This window comes from Tunturiibacter gelidiferens (assembly GCF_051013345.1).
GTDB lineage: Bacteria > Acidobacteriota > Terriglobia > Terriglobales > Acidobacteriaceae > Edaphobacter > Edaphobacter gelidiferens_A.
Genome location: NZ_CP132939.1, coordinates 5118005 through 5136474, shown reverse-complemented (window position 1 = coordinate 5136474; position 18470 = coordinate 5118005). Strand labels below are relative to the sequence as shown.

At 54.4% G+C, this 18470-nt stretch carries 18 protein-coding genes, 1 tRNA gene and 1 pseudogene; 9 read left to right on the top strand and 11 right to left on the bottom strand.

Going from position 1 to position 18470, the window contains the following annotated elements:
• Positions 1-192: 192 nt before the first annotated feature.
• Entirely contained in the window at positions 193-1638 is a 1446-nt protein-coding gene (locus tag RBB80_RS25800) for a tyrosine-type recombinase/integrase (protein ID WP_433965136.1), read from the top strand.
• A 553-nt stretch (positions 1639-2191) separates the two neighbouring features.
• On the opposite strand, the gene RBB80_RS25795 is transcribed toward RBB80_RS25800, so the two are convergent.
• The 7 genes from RBB80_RS25795 to RBB80_RS25765 all read right to left on the bottom strand — a co-directional run bounded on the left by RBB80_RS25795 (position 2192) and on the right by RBB80_RS25765 (position 7165).
• Complete coding sequence (locus RBB80_RS25795) at positions 2192-2404, bottom strand: hypothetical protein (protein ID WP_433965135.1); 213 nt, start codon at positions 2402-2404, stop codon at positions 2192-2194.
• A 16-nt stretch (positions 2405-2420) separates the two neighbouring features.
• Positions 2421-2894 (bottom strand): hypothetical protein, encoded by a 474-nt coding sequence (locus RBB80_RS25790; protein WP_433965134.1) that lies wholly within the window; start codon positions 2892-2894, stop codon positions 2421-2423.
• 58 nt (positions 2895-2952) lie between these two features.
• Entirely contained in the window at positions 2953-4332 is a 1380-nt protein-coding gene (locus tag RBB80_RS25785; RefSeq protein ID WP_433965133.1) for a phage terminase large subunit, read from the bottom strand.
• Positions 4322-4636 carry a hypothetical protein gene (locus RBB80_RS25780; protein WP_433965132.1) on the bottom strand — a complete coding sequence of 105 codons (315 nt, stop codon included), beginning with the start codon at positions 4634-4636 and terminating at the stop codon, positions 4322-4324. Before RBB80_RS25780 ends, RBB80_RS25785 begins: the two co-directional genes overlap by 11 nt.
• A gap of 248 nt (positions 4637-4884) precedes the next feature.
• The gene (locus tag RBB80_RS25775) at positions 4885-5883 is read right to left on the bottom strand and encodes a major capsid protein (RefSeq protein WP_433965131.1); all 999 of its coding nucleotides are present in this window, start codon (positions 5881-5883) and stop codon (positions 4885-4887) included.
• A 191-nt stretch (positions 5884-6074) separates the two neighbouring features.
• Entirely contained in the window at positions 6075-6620 is a 546-nt protein-coding gene (locus RBB80_RS25770) for a hypothetical protein (RefSeq protein ID WP_433965130.1), read from the bottom strand.
• Positions 6621-6622: 2 nt separating this feature from the next.
• Positions 6623-7165 (bottom strand): hypothetical protein, encoded by a 543-nt coding sequence (locus RBB80_RS25765; protein WP_433965129.1) that lies wholly within the window; start codon positions 7163-7165, stop codon positions 6623-6625.
• A gap of 35 nt (positions 7166-7200) precedes the next feature.
• On the opposite strand from RBB80_RS25765, the gene RBB80_RS25760 reads away from it, so the two are divergent.
• The 3 genes from RBB80_RS25760 (at position 7201) to RBB80_RS25750 (ending at position 10039) form a co-directional block, all read left to right on the top strand.
• Complete coding sequence (locus RBB80_RS25760) at positions 7201-7416, top strand: excisionase family DNA-binding protein (RefSeq protein ID WP_433965128.1); 216 nt, start codon at positions 7201-7203, stop codon at positions 7414-7416.
• 73 nt (positions 7417-7489) lie between these two features.
• Positions 7490-7927, top strand: coding sequence for a hypothetical protein (locus RBB80_RS25755; protein WP_433965127.1), 438 nt, complete (start codon positions 7490-7492; stop codon positions 7925-7927).
• On the top strand, positions 7928-10039 hold the full coding sequence (locus RBB80_RS25750) for an AAA family ATPase (protein WP_433965126.1): 2112 nt from the start codon (positions 7928-7930) through the stop codon (positions 10037-10039).
• A 167-nt stretch (positions 10040-10206) separates the two neighbouring features.
• Here RBB80_RS25750 and RBB80_RS25745 read toward each other — a convergent pair whose 3' ends face one another.
• Both RBB80_RS25745 and RBB80_RS25740 read right to left on the bottom strand, forming a co-directional pair.
• On the bottom strand, positions 10207-10791 hold the full coding sequence (locus RBB80_RS25745) for an Abi-alpha family protein (RefSeq protein WP_433969872.1): 585 nt from the start codon (positions 10789-10791) through the stop codon (positions 10207-10209).
• A 483-nt stretch (positions 10792-11274) separates the two neighbouring features.
• A tRNA-Val gene (locus RBB80_RS25740) sits at positions 11275-11349 on the bottom strand.
• A gap of 285 nt (positions 11350-11634) precedes the next feature.
• Here RBB80_RS25740 and RBB80_RS25735 point away from each other — a divergent pair.
• The 5 genes and pseudogenes from RBB80_RS25735 to RBB80_RS25715 all read left to right on the top strand — a co-directional run bounded on the left by RBB80_RS25735 (position 11635) and on the right by RBB80_RS25715 (position 16128).
• A complete protein-coding gene (locus RBB80_RS25735; RefSeq protein WP_433965125.1) occupies positions 11635-12285 on the top strand; it encodes an RNA polymerase sigma factor in 651 nt (216 codons plus the stop codon).
• A gap of 186 nt (positions 12286-12471) precedes the next feature.
• Positions 12472-12852: a hypothetical protein gene (locus RBB80_RS25730; RefSeq protein WP_433965124.1), complete on the top strand. Its 381-nt coding sequence runs from the start codon at positions 12472-12474 to the stop codon at positions 12850-12852.
• 409 nt (positions 12853-13261) lie between these two features.
• A pseudogene (locus RBB80_RS25725) lies at positions 13262-13594 on the top strand (DUF3106 domain-containing protein); the annotation flags it as partial.
• A 504-nt stretch (positions 13595-14098) separates the two neighbouring features.
• Complete coding sequence (locus RBB80_RS25720) at positions 14099-14956, top strand: tyrosine-type recombinase/integrase (RefSeq protein ID WP_433965123.1); 858 nt, start codon at positions 14099-14101, stop codon at positions 14954-14956.
• Entirely contained in the window at positions 14953-16128 is a 1176-nt protein-coding gene (locus RBB80_RS25715; RefSeq protein ID WP_433965122.1) for an IS91 family transposase, read from the top strand. The genes RBB80_RS25720 and RBB80_RS25715 overlap by 4 nt, the downstream gene beginning before the upstream one ends.
• 365 nt (positions 16129-16493) lie before the next feature.
• On the opposite strand, the gene RBB80_RS25710 is transcribed toward RBB80_RS25715, so the two are convergent.
• On the bottom strand, positions 16494-17744 hold the full coding sequence (locus RBB80_RS25710) for a cation:proton antiporter (RefSeq protein ID WP_433965121.1): 1251 nt from the start codon (positions 17742-17744) through the stop codon (positions 16494-16496).
• Positions 17741-18184, bottom strand: a complete 444-nt coding sequence (locus RBB80_RS25705; RefSeq protein ID WP_433965120.1) for a hypothetical protein — start codon at positions 18182-18184, stop codon at positions 17741-17743. The genes RBB80_RS25710 and RBB80_RS25705 overlap by 4 nt, the downstream gene beginning before the upstream one ends.
• Positions 18185-18470 lie beyond the last annotated feature (286 nt).

The following is an 18470-nucleotide window of genomic DNA, read 5'->3' as shown; positions in this document are numbered from 1 at the left end:
CTAGGCGGTCTGTAAGGTCTTCATTTTGGGTGGGTTATGGTGGGCACAGCAGGATTCGAACCTACGACTTCCACCGTGTGAATGTGATAATTGTAACTTTTGACGTTACGAGTCGCGTTCGCATCAGTCATCCACGACAGTCGTAAGCGAACGTAGGCGAACACAGTAAAACCCTTGTTATTGTTGGAGATTATGATGGGGTACCCCTTTTTAGACCTCGCCATAACGCGTTATAGCGTTGGTGTCTTCCGCAAAACTTTGTCTAAGTTCGTGTGCGTTCGCCTGAGATATGCCGTATTATTTGCCGTACGGGGAAAAACGCCAATGGCACGCGCATCCAAGAACCAAGACCTCAGCAGCAAGAACAAGCGGCTCAAACTAGCGATCCAACGTGAGCCGCACTGGTATGCAATCGGGGCAGGGGAGCACCTTGGCTATCGCAAGACAGGCGATGCAAAAGGCACGTGGATTGTCCGCTACTACTCCAAAGAGCATGGACGGCGTTTTGAATCGCTAGGGATAGCTGACGACAGCGCCGCAAGCATGGGTAGCGATGAGATGAGCTATCAAGACGCGATTAAGGCGGCTGGCGTCGAGATTGCCAAGATGAAACGGGCAAACAATGCAGGCGTAAGCACTCGAAAATATACCGTGGCAGACGCCGCGCGCGATTGGCTCAAGGTCTGGCGGGGTAGCGAACGATCAAAGGCGACTTCTCAGGCCAACGTCGATAGGCATATCCTGCCCGCGCTTGGCACTATCGAAATCGACAAGATCAATCGTGTGCGTATCGAACGATGGCTGCACGATCAAGCGAAGAAACCACCACTTAAGGTCACACAGCGACAGCAGTCTACAAAGAAACTGTCGCCATCGAGACAAAGCAAAATTGTTTACGATCCAAACGACCCTGAGACGCAACGTAAGCGCAGAGATTCAGCTAATCGAGTATTCCGCGATCTGCGCGCTTTGCTGAATCGTGCCTACGACAATCAACACGTCGCAAGCAAAGCACCATGGGAAACAGTTAAAGAATTCGATAACGTCGATGTTGCCAAGAACGAGTATCTGACCTTGGACGAAGCCAACCGATTTATTCAGGAGTGCCCGCAAGACTTCCGCGATTTGGTGCAGGCTGCGTTGATAACGGGTTGCAGATATGGCGAACTGTGCAGCATGAAAGTGGCTTCATATGACGTGCAGGTGGGCGCGGTTTCAGTCATACAGGCCAAGACGGGCAAGATGAAACGCATATTTTTGACGCCGGATGAGGCTGCATTCTTTGCAACGCACATTGATGGGAAGGATGCGGGCGATTTGATGTTTCGTCGCAGCGATGGAGAACCGTGGGGTAAATCACATCAACAGTCACGAATGGAATCAGTATTGAAATCTGCTGGCATCAATCGACATGTTCGCTTTCACGACCTACGGCACACATTCGCCACACTTCTTGCAATGAATGGCACGTCATTGCAATTGATTGCCAACCAGCTAGGACACTCGGGTACGCGCATTGCTGAGAAACACTATGCTCACTTCTCCCCGTCTTACGTGGCCGCTACGATCCGGGCGAACAAGCCCAGCTACGCATCGCCGAAAGGATCGGGTCCGGTCTTGGTGAGCAAAGTTAGCTAGTCATGCTAGACTGTGCGGCGATGCAGTTCAAAACTGTCAAATCATCTGCGGTTGGGTTCTATCTTCTCTTCGCTGGCTTTCTATGCGTGCGAATTCCCGTGATATACGTCGAGCATCATCATAATGACGATCTGGCGTTCGATAACGTGAAGACAACCACGGTTTGGGTTTGGAATCCCCACACATGGCCGATCGATTATCGAAGGCTGCTCTTGCATGAAGTCGCGTTGCTCCTTCTTTTCGCTGGCGCCTATTCCATAGTGGGGGCGATTTATCAAAGCCTCCTCGCCAGTCGCACTAAAGAGCCATAATGCGACTGGCGACGATCAGGCCGTCGTGAGGATATGGAATGCTACCCAAATTGCTGAGTAAAGCAGAGGCCGCTGCTGCTCTATGCGTAGAAGTGAAGACGCTTGACTATTGGCGTTGGACTGGGCAAGGCCCGGTATTCGTCAAGTTGCCCGGTAAGGTTGTTTACACGGAAGACGCGATCAACGAATATATCAACCTTCGGACAATGCGCCCGATGCAGGGATGATCTAACTAAGTCGGATCAGGATGTCGTCGGCGCAGTTGAGGGGCACATTTTCCAGTCAATAACCGGGTTTCCCTTTTGATCGAAACCGACCTTTTGGGAATGGGTAAAGAACATCTTCCCGGATGCGTTTTCCGCGAGGCCCGGCTTGCCGCAATGCGTGCAAATTTGAATCTCGCCATCGTCAACGCTAGTTCCAAGCGGCATAACCGTGTAGTCGGTGACTTTCATAAGGTCCTTTGTGAAGTTACGGACAGAATTGCTCCATACCGTCTAGGTCATAGTACCGAGTTCCAGGTGATTCGTGGCACGAGATGTCTCGCAATTTGGGCCAATACTCACGCGCTCCAGATAGGGCGATCGTATCAAGACCTCTAAGCTTGTCAGCCGACTGTAGCGCATGGATGCCCTGCCTAAGGTCCTCCATTAGATATCGAGCGTGCTGACCTGCGGTCCAATCGAATTCAAAGCCACCATCCTTGTGGAATAGCATCTTCGCTTCATTCTGCTTGTCTTCCGGAAGCTGTTTGCTGATGTGAAAATGAGGGTCTTCCTTGATATGTGCGGTGATCGCAGTTTGAAGATTTCCGTCCACGATCTCGGCTTTGTGTAGAGTTTCAGAGGTTTCAAGGATGTTGGATTTCTGCGCTCTCACGAAATTCAACTGTCCCGCGATTAAGAGCGACAATCCTGCAAGTGCTACCTTCAACCGAGCCGACATCGTACCTCCACGGATGCAGCAAGACTAACCGGAAGATAAGCGCATAGCAATCAACGTGTTATTGGGGCCAACTAACCGTTAGTTCGCGCGCCCAAACCTCGGCCATCAAACCATACCTACACGCATCCGCACCATGATCCGGGCCAGTCGTATCCATGTCCTCGCGTTTGCGTTGGTCGTGGGCAAGGTAAGGCACTGTAGACCACCAGTAATCGCAAAGACGTGACACATAGAGGCCGGGTTTGTCCAGCTTGCCTGCGTCAGCCAGCAGCCGTTTCATGGTCTGCCAGCCCGTCACGCGGTCTGCTTTCTTTGCAGGCTGGAAATGTACTCCATGGGCAGCGAACTCGTCCGCGATCGAACCACCAGCGTAGCCTGCCTTCGCAAAGCAGGCGTCATCCGCTACACCGGACGGGTCGGCGTCCCACCTCGCACATAGATCGCGCCTTATGGCTTCAGCCGTGATTGCCGCTGTCCATCCCAGCCCGATATTCAGATTGGAGCGCGATACCGCTGCAAGCTCATCCACAAGGATAAGTGACCGATTCGGATAGAACACACCCTCATGGGTAGCGCCCGGCGAACGGGCAATCAGGTAAGTGACCGACGGTGCTGCGCTACCGAAGTCGTGGGCCAGATAGCTATCCCATCCCGGCTCTTTAGGCATCTCTTGCCACGGCGCGACTGCGTTCCTCGATTCGTCCAGACAGGCCGCAAAGTATGCACCGCGCGAAATAGCCCAATTGCCGTCCACCCATGCTGACAACAGTTCAGGATCATCCGGGCAGGATGATTCAAGCTGTTCGCGGTATTGGTCACGATCAATCAGCGTGTTTCCTGCAAATGTGGAGGGCGCGTACACCCATCTGCGTTTGCTACGTGATTCAAAGAACACTTCCCACGGTCCTGCGCCAGCGAAAACATATCTCTTTGCTAACCAATGGTGTCCAACACCACCGGGATTCGCTGCTATTACCATCCGCACTGGAATGTCTTTGGGACCGCGCATGTTTGAACGCATCATATCCAGCAAGTCAGGTGTTGCGAACTGCCCACCTTCATCGACGATTACCAGCGTGAAGCTGCGGCCTTGATACTTCGCATAGTCAGCAGCACTCTCCAATTGCCCCAATTCCATGTACGCGCCGTTAGGCATCCGCCAAACGTGTTCTTGTGCGTTATAGCTTGCGGCTGTGCCGTAAACCATGCCGAACACTTCCCGCGTGGTTAGCTCGAAATCGGCAAGTCCCTTGTAGCTTTTGCGGATGTAGAGAATGCGCGCCTTGACACCATATTGTTCAGCATGACGCAGAGCAAGGTAGGCTATGCCGTAGGACTTGCCACCGCCGCGCCCGCCACCAAGAAACACGTCGAAGTCTTCGGGTACGCTCAGAAGCCGCTCTTGAAAGGGATTGAGTTGCAGGGTTTCAGTCGGCATTGGGTTCGATCCTCTTCGGCTTCGTGTTCGCAACAGCTTCGATTGTTTTGTATTGGTCTGCTGTCATTGCGCCGGGCAAGTTGAACGTCACAGAGACACGGTTCGACTGTTCGGATTGATCGCCTTCGCGGTAGCCGTGACGCGCTTTCAGCAAGAACATGGCTGACGCCGGATGCTTCTCATCAATCGCCAACTTGTACAGCATATTGTGCAGAGCTTTGCGTTCAGATTCGAGGCCCTGCTTGTAGGCGTCTTCCGCCTCAGCATCTTCCTCAAGCCAGCGGTTGAGTGTCTGTGGCGACACTCCGAAATGCCTTGCGATCCCTAGTTTTGAGAAACCAGTGGATGCCAATGCAAGTACCTGTGCCGCTAGGAATGCGGGAGCATTCTTACGACTTGGGTGCGTGAAATCCTTCATAACGAGCCTCACTGAACAGATGGGCAGATAGCAGCGGGTTAGCCGTTATCTGCCCACATTGTTGATAGCGCAATGACCAGTCACGCTACCCTTCATCGTTTCAACATCAGGGGATGTCATGGCACGATGAACGCTTATTTACTAACAAGGAAAGCAAGCGGAATACTTTTTCGGGAGGTAGCAGCGCGCGACCAATGGGCAGCAGAGGCAAGTTCTGCAAGTGTTGGCGAGTCGCCAGCGATTGCGGTGCCGCCCGTTCCATCAGACCACGCAAAGCCAAGCGGATGAATGCCGACGTTCATGCGACTGTGCAGTACGCTCTGACCGCCACCATTGCCCGATGCCGGGATACGAAACAATTCAGTTCCGTAGCCTGTGCGCGGCTCACTCGCCGCGAAGCCCACAGCGCCATGACCCATCAGGATTGTGGTGTAAACGCCGGAAGCTGGCGAAAGGTTGTCATCGAGTATGACAGCCATACCTCTGAACGTCTTGATTGGCAGACCAGCCGATTGGGGAATGAATTCTATTAAATCGTTCTTCAACGCCTCTGTGTAAATCGCGCTGTGCATTGCGATTGCCTTTACATCTTCAAGACGGTCACCAAGCGTTGCAGCAGCGTCAATGACAGCCTCAGCGGAGAAGTCAGCAGCCGTTCCAGTCGCTCCGCTGATATCAACAACCATGTCAGCCGCATTGTTGGCGACGTTCGATGCAAGTACGCCAAGCAAGCTAGCGATCAGTCTACGTTCAAACTGTCTGTCCCAATATGCCGACACTCGACCTTGCAAAGCCTCAAGCGGGTTGCTTCCGCTCAACTCGCTGGCTAGCGACATGTCGGACCACGATTGATGCAAATAGGACTTGCGTACGATCTGACGGCCCGCGCTGTACTTCAGCGGAGTCGAAAACACAGTGGGGTCATCCGAAGTAATATCGGGGTCGTTTTCCCCAAGGTCTTTCCAGAAGGGAATAGTGAATGATTCTGCGCCTGCCTGCAACTGCTCTACAATTACACCGTTCGGGACTAGGACACCGCTTTGATAGAGCGCGGTCGATACGACGGAGTTCTCCACAACGTAGGAGGTGAATTCGCTTGGCACTACGACATCTGTAAGTTGGGTTACAGCCATGATGAAACCTCTTTCTCTGTGAATCAATGTGGGAGTGTGATTGATTTGTCAGAGCGAGGCGACTGCTTTGCATCTGATCCGCAACTGCGGAGTTGCTACTGAGTTTGCACCGACTAGTGCATACAACCGAGCGACGAGTGGGGAGTTCATCATCTTAGGTGAATGAACTCCCCGCCGTCGCCATGGCGATATTAACGCAGACCGAACGTGACGGCAACCTCTTGCTTCACATCTTCATTCGTTGGCTTATATGGGGAGCCTATGGTCTTGCGTCCGTGCCCACCTGACGAACCGCTGTACTTCATCAGTGTCGCGTACACCTTTTGGCGGTCGCTCTTGGGCTCGTTGAACTTCCCAGCGAGATACGTATAGAGCGAGTTGTGCGTCATCGCAACCGGTTCGCCTTTATTATTTGTTACTGGCTTCCCATCTTCTTTGGTCAATAGGCGAAGTTCACCACTGTCAGTATCCACATCAACGCGAAAATCTTTTTCCAACTCGGCAATGAACAAAGATGGTACATGTGCAATCCCTTCTGCCAATTTGCGCATTGGCACATCAATCACTGCGGAGCGCATCAATCCTTCTGCTTTCTCAGCACGGGATTCGAGTGTTGCAGCTTCGCCCTCAAGGGCGGCAATCCTCGCCTTCAAATCATGCTTTGTCTTGAGTAGTTCAGTGTTGACGCGCCTAAGCGTTTCGAGTTCGGCCAATTGTTCCGTACTTGGTTCTGACATAGTTACTCCTTTGAAATGCGGCGAATCTGAATATCGAGTTGTCCCATACGGGCGTTTGCTTGCTCCATCACAGCGTCTTGATTGCGATTGAGCGCACTCCAAACCTCACGAAGCAACGGGAAGTTGAAGGTATCCGCGTTCACATCGAGGGGCTTTCCAGTCAATGGAACGCGCCAAAACATCTGATCTGCGCAAATGACTTGAATCCAAAGTATGCGCTGTCGCGTGTTCAATAACTGCGGCATCCGATTACCCAGCAATGCAAGACGATCTGCGGGATGTTCAGCCCAAAGCTCATTATTGAATTCATATTGCGCTAAGTCGGTGTCAACCAAGTCGCTGATGTACTTCTTGAAGGTTTTGCGCTGCATACGTGCTAGCAACTCTGCGAAGTAGATAGCTTTCGCGTCCATGTTGACGTTGATGTTTTTTAGGGTTGGCATCGTCTTCCTCGCGTTCGAATTTAGCAGGGTTTCAAAAAATATGATCCACAAAAAAGCATGTTTTTTTGTCGGTTTTTTTGATAAGGTCTCACTCGCGGTCAACGGAACGTAGAAGGACGGAGGAGACTAAAACCCTTATGTGCACTGCATTAAATCAACGCATAACTATTTCTGTTATTGAGGCAATGTCAGCAACCGGCATTGGCAAAACAATGATGTATGAGCTTCTAAATGATGGAAGCCTTCGCAGCATAAAAATAGGTAAGAAGCGATTAATAATTGTCGAAAGCATTCACGAATGGATAGAAGCAATGGAGTCTTACGACATTGGCAATCTCAGCAACAAACAATAACTCAACATATAGATTGGGGTGTTACATGCAACAACCATTTACGTTCAGGCCATCTCTCTTGCAGCTAAATCTTATGCGGTATGCCACGCCGCACAACTGTACGGAAGGAACTAAGAGCGACTTTGCGGCGGATGCGGCGTGGCTCAAAGCACACAAAAATCGTTCGCAGATGATCCGCAAGGCCAGCTTCGCGGAATTCGAAACTTTCGAGACGAGACAGCACTGCGCAAAACTAGGAATACCGCAGCCTCCTCAACTGTGGGTGATGGTCACTCGCAGCGGTAGTTCAAACCACATCATCATTCCCATATGGTTGGGTGATCAATGCTTTCCAACTGATAACTCGTTACAGTGCTACGACACCTGCGACAGCGATGATGCTTTGCAGGTGATTCTTCATTACATCAATCACAACAAGGGTTTTGATACGCTTGAGTTCCTTGAGTGGGTACAACGGGTTCAAAGCACCATGAATGCCGCAGCAGCGAAGCAGAATGGGGCAGTGAACTAAATGCTGAGTCCATCGCTTGTGCACAATCAGCGGGTCGCTCTCGTCTCAATGGGGTACTCGCGCGTGATAGTTGAAACGAATGGGAAGAAGCCAGTCGAAAATGATTGGCCCGAACGCTCACGTCAAGCCACGATAGAAGTTGTATCGAAATGGCCATGCAGTGATGCACTCAATACTGGTGTGTTGTGTGACAGTTTGCTTGCAATCGACATTGATGTTGATGGTAATCAGGAACTCGTCAGCAAAATTATCGAACTCACGCGTCAACTGTTAGGCCGCGGCGCGCCGATACGATGGAGAGATAACAGCACACGCGTGCTTACGCTCTATAACGTGTCTGATCACACAATGGCACAGCGCCACAAGACGGTTAGAAGTTCGCATGGTAGTGTCGATTTCCTAAGTGGACTTAGGCAATTCGTTGCCTATGGTGAGCATGAGAGCGGAGCGGAATACCGCTGGGATGTGGAGTTGAAAACAATACCGCGCACTTCACTCCCTACCGTTACTTATGATGTCGTAAAGCACTTTCGCACTCAGCTAACCGAGTTGATGGGTGAGATTACTCCCCATGAGGTATCTGCACGAGCGAATACGGCAACACCTGCATTCGCTCCATGTGCTCCTCCAGACGGATTCGCGCCAATAGAAGTACGCTTACCAGCCACAAAACAAGAACTCACCTATGCGCAAGCCGCTCTCAATAAAGAAGTCGATAAGCTCTGCGCAATGCGTGCAGGATCACACCGCAACAATGCTTTGACCATCTCTGCGCATAGTCTTGGCACGATGGTTGGTAGCGGGTGGATTGAAGCTTCGACTGTCGCACGCGCTCTCTTTGATGCAGCGGAGCGCAATGGTTACGTTGCACAGGATGGGGAGAAAGCCGCCAAGGATACGATTGTCTCGGGTCTGAACGCTGGCATGAGCAAGCCTCGCCATCCGCTAGCCTCTGACAAGCCGCTAGGCAGCTTGCCGGGCAATCTGGTAGACCCTCGCACTACCAGAGCCGCCAGCAAAACCTCAGCCGCAAATTCAACGGCTGTAGCGGGCCAGCCAAATGGCAAAACGACGGTGGAGCTTGTGGGCATGGGGGACGTGGTAGAGAAGCCCATCACTTGGCTTTGGCCGGGCTATCTTCCCTCTGGCGCGCTCACCCTGCTGGCAGGACAGGCTAGCACTGGCAAGAGCACACTTTCGTTTGGGCTCGCCGCTACGGTGTCGAATGGCGGGCATTGGCCGGATGGGACGCGCTGTGCAAGTCCGGGCACCGTGTTGATATGGTCAGGCGAGGATGATCTAGCTACGACCGTCAAGCCGCGTCTTATGGCTGCTGGTGCGGCGATGAACAGGGTGGGCGGCGTCAAAGGGACTATTGACGAACAAGGAATGAAACTACCGTTTGATCCATCTACCGACATGGGCAAATTGCGCGAGGCCGCAACTGCGCTTGGTGGCGTGGCGTTACTCATCATTGATCCGATAGTGAGCGCGGTAACTGGCGACATGAACAAGGCCAACGACGTGCGCCGCAGTTTGCAGGCAGTCGTTGATTTCGCTTCGGAGTTCGGATGCGCCATCATTGGCATCACTCACTTCGCAAAGAACACCCAGGGCAAGCGGACAACGGATAGGGTGCTGGGTTCGCAAGCCTTCGCCGCGCTTGCACGCATGGTGCTAGTGACGGCCAAAGAAGAAGACTCGGATGAACGTGTATTCACCCGCGATAAAACTAATATCACTATTGAAGGCGGCGGCTTTCATTACACAATTGAGGCTGTCCCGCTTCACAGCAACATTGTAGGAACTCGCGTGGTATGGGGCGCAGCTATCGAAGGGAGTTCTCGTGCCATCCTTTCTTCTATCGAGGGCGAGGATATTCCGCAGTCAGGTAAGAAGTCAGAAGAAGCAAGGAACTTTCTGTACCGTGTCCTCGGTGACGGCCCGGTGCCTGCTGTGCAGGTCAAGTCGCAGGCAAGGGCAGAAGGGATCGCCCCTGTTACGCTGCAACGCGTGAAGGAATCAATGAACATCCAAAGCATCAAGGCCAAGGGCGAATTTGTTGGCAGTTGGGATTGGGCGTTAGCTCATCACATCCAACCGTCATCATGAATCAATGTGTTGAGTGCCATTCGCGGGAACATCATCTTTGTTTTGAGGTCCACGGCACGCTTCGAGAAATCTCAGCCCATAAGCTGTGAATAAGTATTGAAAATTTACCTCTGCTTCCATTTCTTCGAAGGCGTCATCGATTCTACTCAAGGTACGACGCAAGTCGGTTACGTTCTGATCGGATATTTTTTACCCCATCCCCTCCCCAATTTCACTTCATAGTCGCGTCGAATCAAACCAAGACGTTCGTATGTCTCGCGCGCTCCTTTTGGTGAATCCTCACTGAAAGCCGTAGGTGGTACAGGGTCGTCACTCACCAGACTTCTCGTTAAGAAACCGTTCGCAAAGAGGTTAGACGCCTCAGTGAAAATGTGATCGAAGTGTATTGCTTCCTTGGGCGTCAGCTGCTTGAGAGTTTCGATGAACGATGGTGATAGCGAGTCAGTTTCTTGCGACGCGGAGGCCAGCAAGCCTGCCCAGCGTTCTTGGAGGTCGTCGTTATCTTCAACTGAGCAAGTGTCTAGAATGGGAAGAAGTAGTCTGGCAGGAACAGAATTCGGATGCAGACCAGCATCCTGCAAAATTTGTTTCGCCTTCTCCGTTGTCCGCAAAAGATTCTTCAGCCGATAGACTTTTGCATTGTCTGCAAGAATAGCCCCAACTTCCTCTAGGGCTGGCCCGGCGAATGTCTTCAGGAGATCAGTAAGATTTGCCATTGCTCCTGATTTGATAATTTCTCCAGCGCCATCCATAGTCACGGTTGCTCTCCTTATATCCGTGATGATCTTCTTAGGGAATGATCATCTTCGAAGGTGATCATACAGGGAACATGATCACGCTAAGTCCTTTAGATATAGAAGATCATCATAAAAAAGTAATAGGGATGTTCGCCAATTGGGTGAAATGGCAGCGCCTTAAGTTGATCAAATTTGGAAACGGGAACCTATTGCGATTGACCGTCTGTGTCCATAAAAACGGCAAATAAATATGCCGTACGACACCGACGAATTGAAATCTGCACGAAGCAATTATGGGCAGCTAGTAGATATGCGCGTGTGCGATCCTGAGTTGAGAAACTAACGCTGCGCAATCTCAACAATGTCAATGCAATCAGTTAGTTAGATGCCGTTTACACGGAGTGTGATGTATGAAGGCTAACAGTTGCGATATGCCGTAAAATATGACGTACGCCGGATAGGATCGCAGCGTATTACGATATAAGTTGTTGATATGATTGGTGGGCACAGCAGGATTCGAACCTACGACTTCCACCGTGTGAAGGTGGCACTCTACCGCTGAGTTATGCGCCCGGAATGGCTTCGGCTGGGCGCGCGAGCCGTTCGCCCAAGCTTTTGTACAGAATAGCATTCCTCGCTTCTCAAGACCAGATTCCAAGTAGCCAGCCGTCAGGTACGGGTAATACTTGGGCCGGGCTTTCGATAACGGTACAATCGACCAGCAGAATGTCCGCTCCCTCTCCGAATTTTGGTCACCGAGACCCCCATGATCCCCTTGCGCAAGAGGGCTCGGAGGAGATTCCGGCGAAATTTGATCAAAAGGCGCAACCCCACGAGGAAGATGGGGTTGAGAATGATATGGCTACGCTGGCGATCAATCCGCGACTCTTTGAAAACGTTCAGGTTGCAGAGACACACCGTGCGACCGGCGACTTTGGACAGATGGACGACGCCGCGATCATGCTCGAGTTGCGGGCCGGAAACATGGCCGGGTTCGATTTTCTCATCCAGAAATACCGCAAGCCCATCGTTCACTTCATGTATCGCATGGTTCACAACCAGGCAGTCGCCGAGGAGCTTGCGCAGGAGGTCTTCCTCAGGGTCTACCGTTCGCGCGAGACCTATCGCGCCGAAGCTCGCTTCAGTACCTGGCTCTACCGCATCGCCACCAACCTTGGCGTCAACTATGCGCGTGACACCCGGCACGAACGGACCGCCTCTACCGTCTATCTCGATGAGGCCGATTCTGAAACCGGGACAACCCCCGATGTTGCCGACTCCACCCCGGACGCCGAAGCGAAACTCCTGAGACAGGAACGCCTCAACGCCATTCGCGAGCATGTACTTGCGCTTCCGGAACGGCAACGCATGGCAGTACTCATGCACAAGTACGAAGGTATGGATTACAAGCAAATTGGAGATGTTCTCAAATTGAGCGAGTCCGCCACCAAGTCCTTACTCTTCCGCGCGTACCAGACTCTGCGCGAAAAGTTGAAGGCTTTTGTTTAGCTGCACCGGAATTTACGCGCGACTCTTCAACGCGCTGCCGAAAAGAAATTGGAAAGGTTCACAATGATCTGTAAAGACTGCCAATCCGCAATCGTCGATCTTCTTCTGGATCCGGGCGCGCCTGCGAGTCGAGACCTGCAAGCCCATATTGAGTCGTGCCCCGCCTGCGCTCAGGAGTTTCAATCGATGCAGGCTACCTTCGCACTGCTCGATACCTGGCAGGCTCCAGAGCCGTCCCCGTACTTCGATCAAAAGCTGGCTGTGCGACTCCGCGAAGAGCAGGCACTGGCGCCGGCCGGTTGGTTCGAGCGGCTCAGGTCTCGTCTGCTCTTCAATACCGGGCGTCAGCTTCGCCCGGCGCTTGCCGGAGGCCTTGCGTTGGTTCTCTTGCTGGGCGGCGGAGCTGTCGCCAATTTCACCGGATTCCCCCACTCAACCCCCGAGACCTCAGCGGCGGTGCAAGACCTGCAGATCCTCGATAAGAACGATCAAGCGCTGCAAACGATGGATCAACTCTTGCAAGACGACGCTCCGGCCGATGATTCTACTGCCCCGCCCAGCAGCTAGTTTCCGGGCAGGATGTCCGACTTCAAGAAAAATCGATTGAAGGGAGATGGAACACGATAAGCTGCTCTGAACAAAAAGTCTTATGAAACTGCATTTCTTTTATACGTTGAAAACATGCCATCTCTCCTTCAGCTACGGCGTTCTGCTCGACTAGTTTTTGCCGGAATGATCCTGTCCTCCACGACGATGATTGTCTTGGCCCAGCCGGGACCTGCGCATAGAACTGGGGTGGCTCTTCGCGCGCCTGCTAGTCAATCGCGTCCAAATCCCCCACCCCCACACCGGCGCCAGGGCCGAAGAAAAATCAGGAACACCTGGCCCAGTGGATGGACCGTCATAGCAACCTTCCTCTTCCGGAGCAGCAGCGCGCTTTGGAAAATGAACCCGGCTTCCGCGATCTCCCCCGCCGACTCAGCAGCGTATGCGCGACCGCCTGACGCAGCTGAATAACATGTCGCCGGAGCAACGCCGAAGAATTCTTGACCGCACCGAAGCGATGGAGCGTCTCACGTTGCCGCAACGACAGCAGGTTCGCGGCGCCATGCAGCAACTCGGGGGCTCCTCAAGACCGTCGGCGTCTTGTTGCGCGTGCCTTCCGCGATCTTCGCGAGATGCCTCAACCACAACGCCAGGCTATCCTCGACTCCGACCGATTTCGCGGGCAATTTTCAGATCAGGAGCGCAGCACCCTCTCCAATCTTCTTGCTGTCGAACCATATCTTCCGGTGCAGCGGCCGAATGACGGTCCTTCCTACGGAAAATGATCCAGCCTGATTCATAGCGACTCTCGCTAATAAGGAGGTAGCCGCCCGAAGGCGGCTATTTTTGTTGCGGGGGGCGGGGGCTATGGGTGAGGGACACCGTCTGCTTTTTGGCCCAGCTTCTAGAGGCTATCTCCGGAGGTAAACGATCAAGCCAATCAGGATTGCGGCGAGGTGATCGCGAAGTCCAAACAGATCCGAGATATCTCCTGAACGGTCTCCCTCCCCATAGTGGATACAGTCTGCGCCGGCCCCGGTTTCCTATCCATACAACTTTGGAAGAAGGGTCGTGGTTCCTTTGCGCGAGGCCCAGGGTGCCCCCTGGCTACCCCTTACTGGAGCGATCGGGCAAACTTCCGAATTGCCCGTTAGGACTAAGCCGCTGGCGCGGCGGATGGATCGTGGTGGTGTGACGAGAGGAGAACGGCGGGGCTAGCGTTGTTGGTTATAGGAAGGAGGATCCTATGACCCCACTCCGTCGACGCATGCTGGACGATCTCCTGCGGCGCAACTATTCCCCTGATACGATCCGCGGCTACATCCGTGCTGTGCAGCAGTTTGCCGAGTACTTTCACCGTTCGCCCGAACAGATGGGTGGCGAAGAACTGCGCCGCTATCAGCTTTACCTGCTTCACGAGAGGAAGTTTGCGCTCGGCACGGTGGAGAACAACATCTCGGCTCTGCGGTTTCTTTACAAGAAGACGCTGAAGCGGCGCGATTTGGCTTTCGACGATCTGCCTTTTCCCAAGCAGCCGCGCACCTTGCCAACCGTGCTCAGCCAGGACGAGGTGACGCGACTGATCGAGGCGGCGGCGAACCGCATGCATCGCATGCTCCTGATGCTGCTCTACGCCACCGGCATGCGCCGCACCGAAGCGTCTCTGCTGAAGGTGAGCGACATCGACAGCCAGCGCATGGTCATCCACATCCACCGGGGCAAGGGCATGCGCGACCGCGATGTGCCGCTGACGCCGAAGATGCTCGAAGCGCTGCGCGACTACTGGCGCTGGAAGAAGCCCCGCGTCTATCTGTTCCCCAGCAAGAGGAGCGCAGCCGGCAGCGATCAGCCTATCTCCGATAAGACGGTGTGGAACGTCTGCCGGGCGGCGGCCACCCGCGCGGGCATTCAGAAGAAGCTTGGCCCCCATACGCTCCGGCATTGCTTCGCCACGCATCTGCTGGAAGGCGGAGCCGACCTGCGTACCATCCAGTTGCTGATGGGGCATGAGCGACTGGAAGACACGACCATCTATCTGCACCTGTCCCAGCGGCATCTGCATGCCGCCATCAACCCGCTTGACCAACTCACGATCCGCAACATGCAGGAGAAGCGACTGGGATGACGCGGCCACCTTTCGAGGTGGCCGATGTGATCCGTACAGCAGGCAGCAGGTTTCGAGAACGTGCGTCGTTGACATGGCCGCAGGCGAAGGTGCTCGACGCCATCGCCCGTTGCCGCACGGCCGCGCTCGGGGGACATCGCGATCAGTGCTCCAACTGCGGCCATCAGGCCATCTCTTACAACTCATGCCGCAACCGGCACTGCCCCAAGTGCCAGACCAACGCTCGCGAACAGTGGCTCGCCAAGCGCCAGCAGGAGCTGCTGCCCGTGGGCTACTATCACCTGGTCTTCAGTGTGCCGCACGCGCTCGTGCCGCTGATGTGGCAGAACCAGCGGCGGCTCTTCGCTCTGCTGTTCGAAGCCAGCGCAGCCACGCTGCTCGAAGTCGCAGCCGATCCGAAGCATCTCGGCGCTCAAGCCGGTTTACTCGCCGTGCTGCATACCTGGGGACAGACCCTGCAGCCTCACCCGCATGTCCACTGTGTCGTGCCCGGCGGCGGTCTGTCGCCGGATCACAGCCACTGGATCTCTTCGCGCCCTCACTTCTTTCTGCCCGTCAAGGTCCTCAGCCACGTCTTCCGCGGCAAGTTCCTTGCTGGACTACGACGCGCTTTTCATCGCGATCAGTTGCGATTCTACGGCGAGTGCTTGCCGCTGACAGAAGAGAAGAACTTCGCCGCTTTTCTGCGTACTCTGTTCCAGCAGGACTGGGTCGTCTATGCCAAGCCGCCCTTCGGCGGGCCGGAGCACGTCCTTCACTACCTGGCCCGCTATACCCACCGCGTCGCCATCTCCAACCACCGCCTGCTCTCGGTCTCAGATGCCGCGATCAGCTTCCGCTGGAAGGACTACGCGCATGGCAGCAAGCATCGCACCTTGACGCTCTCGCCGGAGGAGTTCCTGCGCCGCTTCCTCCAGCATGTGCTGCCCAGAGGCTTCCCCCGCATCCGCTACTTCGGCTGGCTGACCAACCGCTCCCGTGGAAGTCTGCTTCCGCTCTGCCGCTACCTGCTCCACCAGCCGCCGCCGGCAACAGATGCGCCCTCCTCCACCCAGCCAGCCACATGGCCGTGCCCTCGCTGCCAAGGCCCCATGTATCTTATCGAGCGACTTACTGCCGCTCAGATCTTCTTCGCCGAAACTCGACCTGTAGGTGCCTATGACACGTCCTGACCTCATGTTTAACCCGGACCCTTGCACCTGCCTCTGGCGATGCTCCCTGGACGTGTGTTCCACGCCTCGGACAAGGCCGTCTTGCCAGGTCGGATGCCCACTCTCCATGCCCCCGGCTCGCTATCTGCATCGCTTCTCATCAGCCACTCCAATCAGCAGCGCGATTGAAAACCCATAGCCCCAAACATCCTGCCCCGACCCCACCACCGGCTTCCTCCTCACGGCTCTATCCGAACCGCTCCCCGAAGAGGCCGTCTCGCCTTGGATCATGTGCAGGTGGAGTGGTTCCGATAGAGTCCTACCGTCACTCGGGAGTTTCTTCGTGTCTGACATCGAGGGGAGCAACCACGACATTACCGCTTGGCCTAAGCCGCTTCGATGACTGCAGGATTTCGACTCTGATCGGCAGAGCCTTGTATTCCCAGCAGGTCGAGGATGGGCGTGGTCATCATCGTCGTGATCAGTGCCATAACGACCAACATCGTGAAGAGAACGGGCGAGAATACGTGAGCGTTGTAAGCAATATTCAACACGATCAACTCGACCAGGCCGCGTGTGTTGAGCAACGCACCCAGGGCCCAGGCGTTCTTCCACGTCTGTCCAGTCCAGCGGGCCGCAAGCACCGCGCCTCCCATCTTTCCAGCAACCGCGGCGACCAGAACCACAGCGGTCCAGAACCACATATTGGCACCGTGGAGCAGATCCAGGCGCGTCCGCATTCCTGTCAAAGCGAAAAAGAACGGTAGAAGAAGCACGGAAACTACCGTGTCAAGGCGCGCTCGAAGGGTGCTTTGCCAGTGCTGGATCCGGGGAAAGCATACGCCGGCGAGGAAGGCGCCGAAGAGTGGGTGCACTCCTATGGCCTCTGTTGCCGCTGCCGATCCCAGAACCACGGCGACGATAATCCCCATCACCTCATAGGAGAGAGCGATCGTGTTTTGACGCCTGGCAAGCCGTTTGCCGAGCGGGCGAACAATACCAACCATCACCGTGAGATAGATGCCAAGCCACAGAAGCCTATAAGGCAGACCCATCGATTGACCGCTGTGAGGGATTAGCGTCAGGGCGATAGCGAGGAGAGTCCACGCGCTCACATCGTCAACCGCTGCACACATCAGAGCAGTCGTCCCTAAAGATGTGGACTGCAACTGCCGCTCTTCCAGGATGCGAGCAAGAACAGGAAAGGCAGTGATGCTCATCGATACGCCGAGGAACAGAGCGAAGGCTAGGCTCCCGACGCCATCCGGAGCAAAACGAATGCGGAGCGAGGGAGCTATAGCCGCCGCAATGAGAAACGGAAGCACAATACTCATACCGCTCGTGAGCGTCGCCGTGGTCCTGTGCCGGCGGAGGTGCTCATATTCGAGTTGGCTACCTATAAGGAACAAGAACAAGATGAGGCCCACCGTGCTCAGTACGTCGAACGGTCCGAGAGAACTTGGTGGAAACAAGCTGGCTGAGGCGTGAGGAGCAATGCGGCCAAAGACAGAAGGGCCAAGAAAGATGCCGCCGACAATCTCACCGATGACTCTGGCCTGACCGAATTTGCGAGCCACCCACCCAAAGAGAAGAGCGGTCAACAGCACAGTCGTCATTTGCAAAAGCAGCAGTGTCATACGGACTTCTGGACCCCGTCGTGAATACGCTTGCGCTTGGCGTGCAGTATCAGGATCAGTTCTGTCACCAGCAGAATAGCGCCCGGAATGAGCATGCGCACGCCGATCGTCGCGGGCCATGTAAGTCTGAAGTCCACACTCCAATCCAGGATCATCAATGCCAGACCGCCAAAGAACAGCAGGGAACCGAACCATCTGCGGAACCGTGGTGAGATCTCGCTCTCTCCCACGTATTCCTGTCCCCGAACTTCGCGGATGGGCAGCCCAACGAATCCCCTGTGATCATAGATGCGGCAACGAAGTCTGGGTTTGAGGGCCACCTGTGCTTTGGCATATTCTTCTGCGTCTGCCAGGCTTTCGAGAATGGTGCAGCTTGGACCAGTTCCCAGAGCACTGCTATCGAAACTGGAATAATGAACCGCGTACTCGCCAGGCGACATGCGCTCATTCCACGTTGCGGGTCGCGCGCCGGAATCGAAGAGCGGCAACGTCCGTGAGGAGGGCATTCCCAAAGTATAGCGATGAACTATCCCTGCGAACCGGTGTGGATGAAGTACGAAGATCGGGATTCGCGTAACGAACCGCACATTTTGAAAGCCCCAAACCATGAGATTTGGATGGTTGGAAACTCGAAAGTTGCACCGGCAATGAGTTGGCTACCTCACAGAGTTTCGTATCAGTCTCTTGACCTTTCCGCACCGCTCGGCCTACCCTACGAATATGCCT

What these genes read in the sequence shown, in the direction of transcription:
- RBB80_RS25735 (WP_433965125.1), top strand. Translation starts at nt 11,635, where the DNA reads ATGGCTACGCTGGCGATCAATCCGCGACTCTTTGAAAACGTTCAGGTT.
- RBB80_RS25800 (WP_433965136.1), top strand. Translation starts at nt 193, where the DNA reads ATGATGGGGTACCCCTTTTTAGACCTCGCCATAACGCGTTATAGCGTT.
- RBB80_RS25755 (WP_433965127.1), top strand. Translation starts at nt 7,490, where the DNA reads ATGCGGTATGCCACGCCGCACAACTGTACGGAAGGAACTAAGAGCGAC.
- RBB80_RS25775 (WP_433965131.1), bottom strand. Translation starts at nt 5,883, where the DNA reads ATGGCTGTAACCCAACTTACAGATGTCGTAGTGCCAAGCGAATTCACC.
- RBB80_RS25745 (WP_433969872.1), bottom strand. Translation starts at nt 10,791, where the DNA reads ATGGATGGCGCTGGAGAAATTATCAAATCAGGAGCAATGGCAAATCTT.
- RBB80_RS25710 (WP_433965121.1), bottom strand. Translation starts at nt 17,744, where the DNA reads ATGACACTGCTGCTTTTGCAAATGACGACTGTGCTGTTGACCGCTCTT.
- RBB80_RS25785 (WP_433965133.1), bottom strand. Translation starts at nt 4,332, where the DNA reads ATGCCGACTGAAACCCTGCAACTCAATCCCTTTCAAGAGCGGCTTCTG.
- RBB80_RS25750 (WP_433965126.1), top strand. Translation starts at nt 7,928, where the DNA reads ATGCTGAGTCCATCGCTTGTGCACAATCAGCGGGTCGCTCTCGTCTCA.
- RBB80_RS25715 (WP_433965122.1), top strand. Translation starts at nt 14,953, where the DNA reads ATGACGCGGCCACCTTTCGAGGTGGCCGATGTGATCCGTACAGCAGGC.
- RBB80_RS25770 (WP_433965130.1), bottom strand. Translation starts at nt 6,620, where the DNA reads ATGTCAGAACCAAGTACGGAACAATTGGCCGAACTCGAAACGCTTAGG.
- RBB80_RS25795 (WP_433965135.1), bottom strand. Translation starts at nt 2,404, where the DNA reads ATGAAAGTCACCGACTACACGGTTATGCCGCTTGGAACTAGCGTTGAC.
- RBB80_RS25720 (WP_433965123.1), top strand. Translation starts at nt 14,099, where the DNA reads ATGCTGGACGATCTCCTGCGGCGCAACTATTCCCCTGATACGATCCGC.
- RBB80_RS25760 (WP_433965128.1), top strand. Translation starts at nt 7,201, where the DNA reads ATGTGCACTGCATTAAATCAACGCATAACTATTTCTGTTATTGAGGCA.
- RBB80_RS25790 (WP_433965134.1), bottom strand. Translation starts at nt 2,894, where the DNA reads ATGTCGGCTCGGTTGAAGGTAGCACTTGCAGGATTGTCGCTCTTAATC.
- RBB80_RS25730 (WP_433965124.1), top strand. Translation starts at nt 12,472, where the DNA reads ATGCAGGCTACCTTCGCACTGCTCGATACCTGGCAGGCTCCAGAGCCG.
- RBB80_RS25705 (WP_433965120.1), bottom strand. Translation starts at nt 18,184, where the DNA reads ATGTCGCCTGGCGAGTACGCGGTTCATTATTCCAGTTTCGATAGCAGT.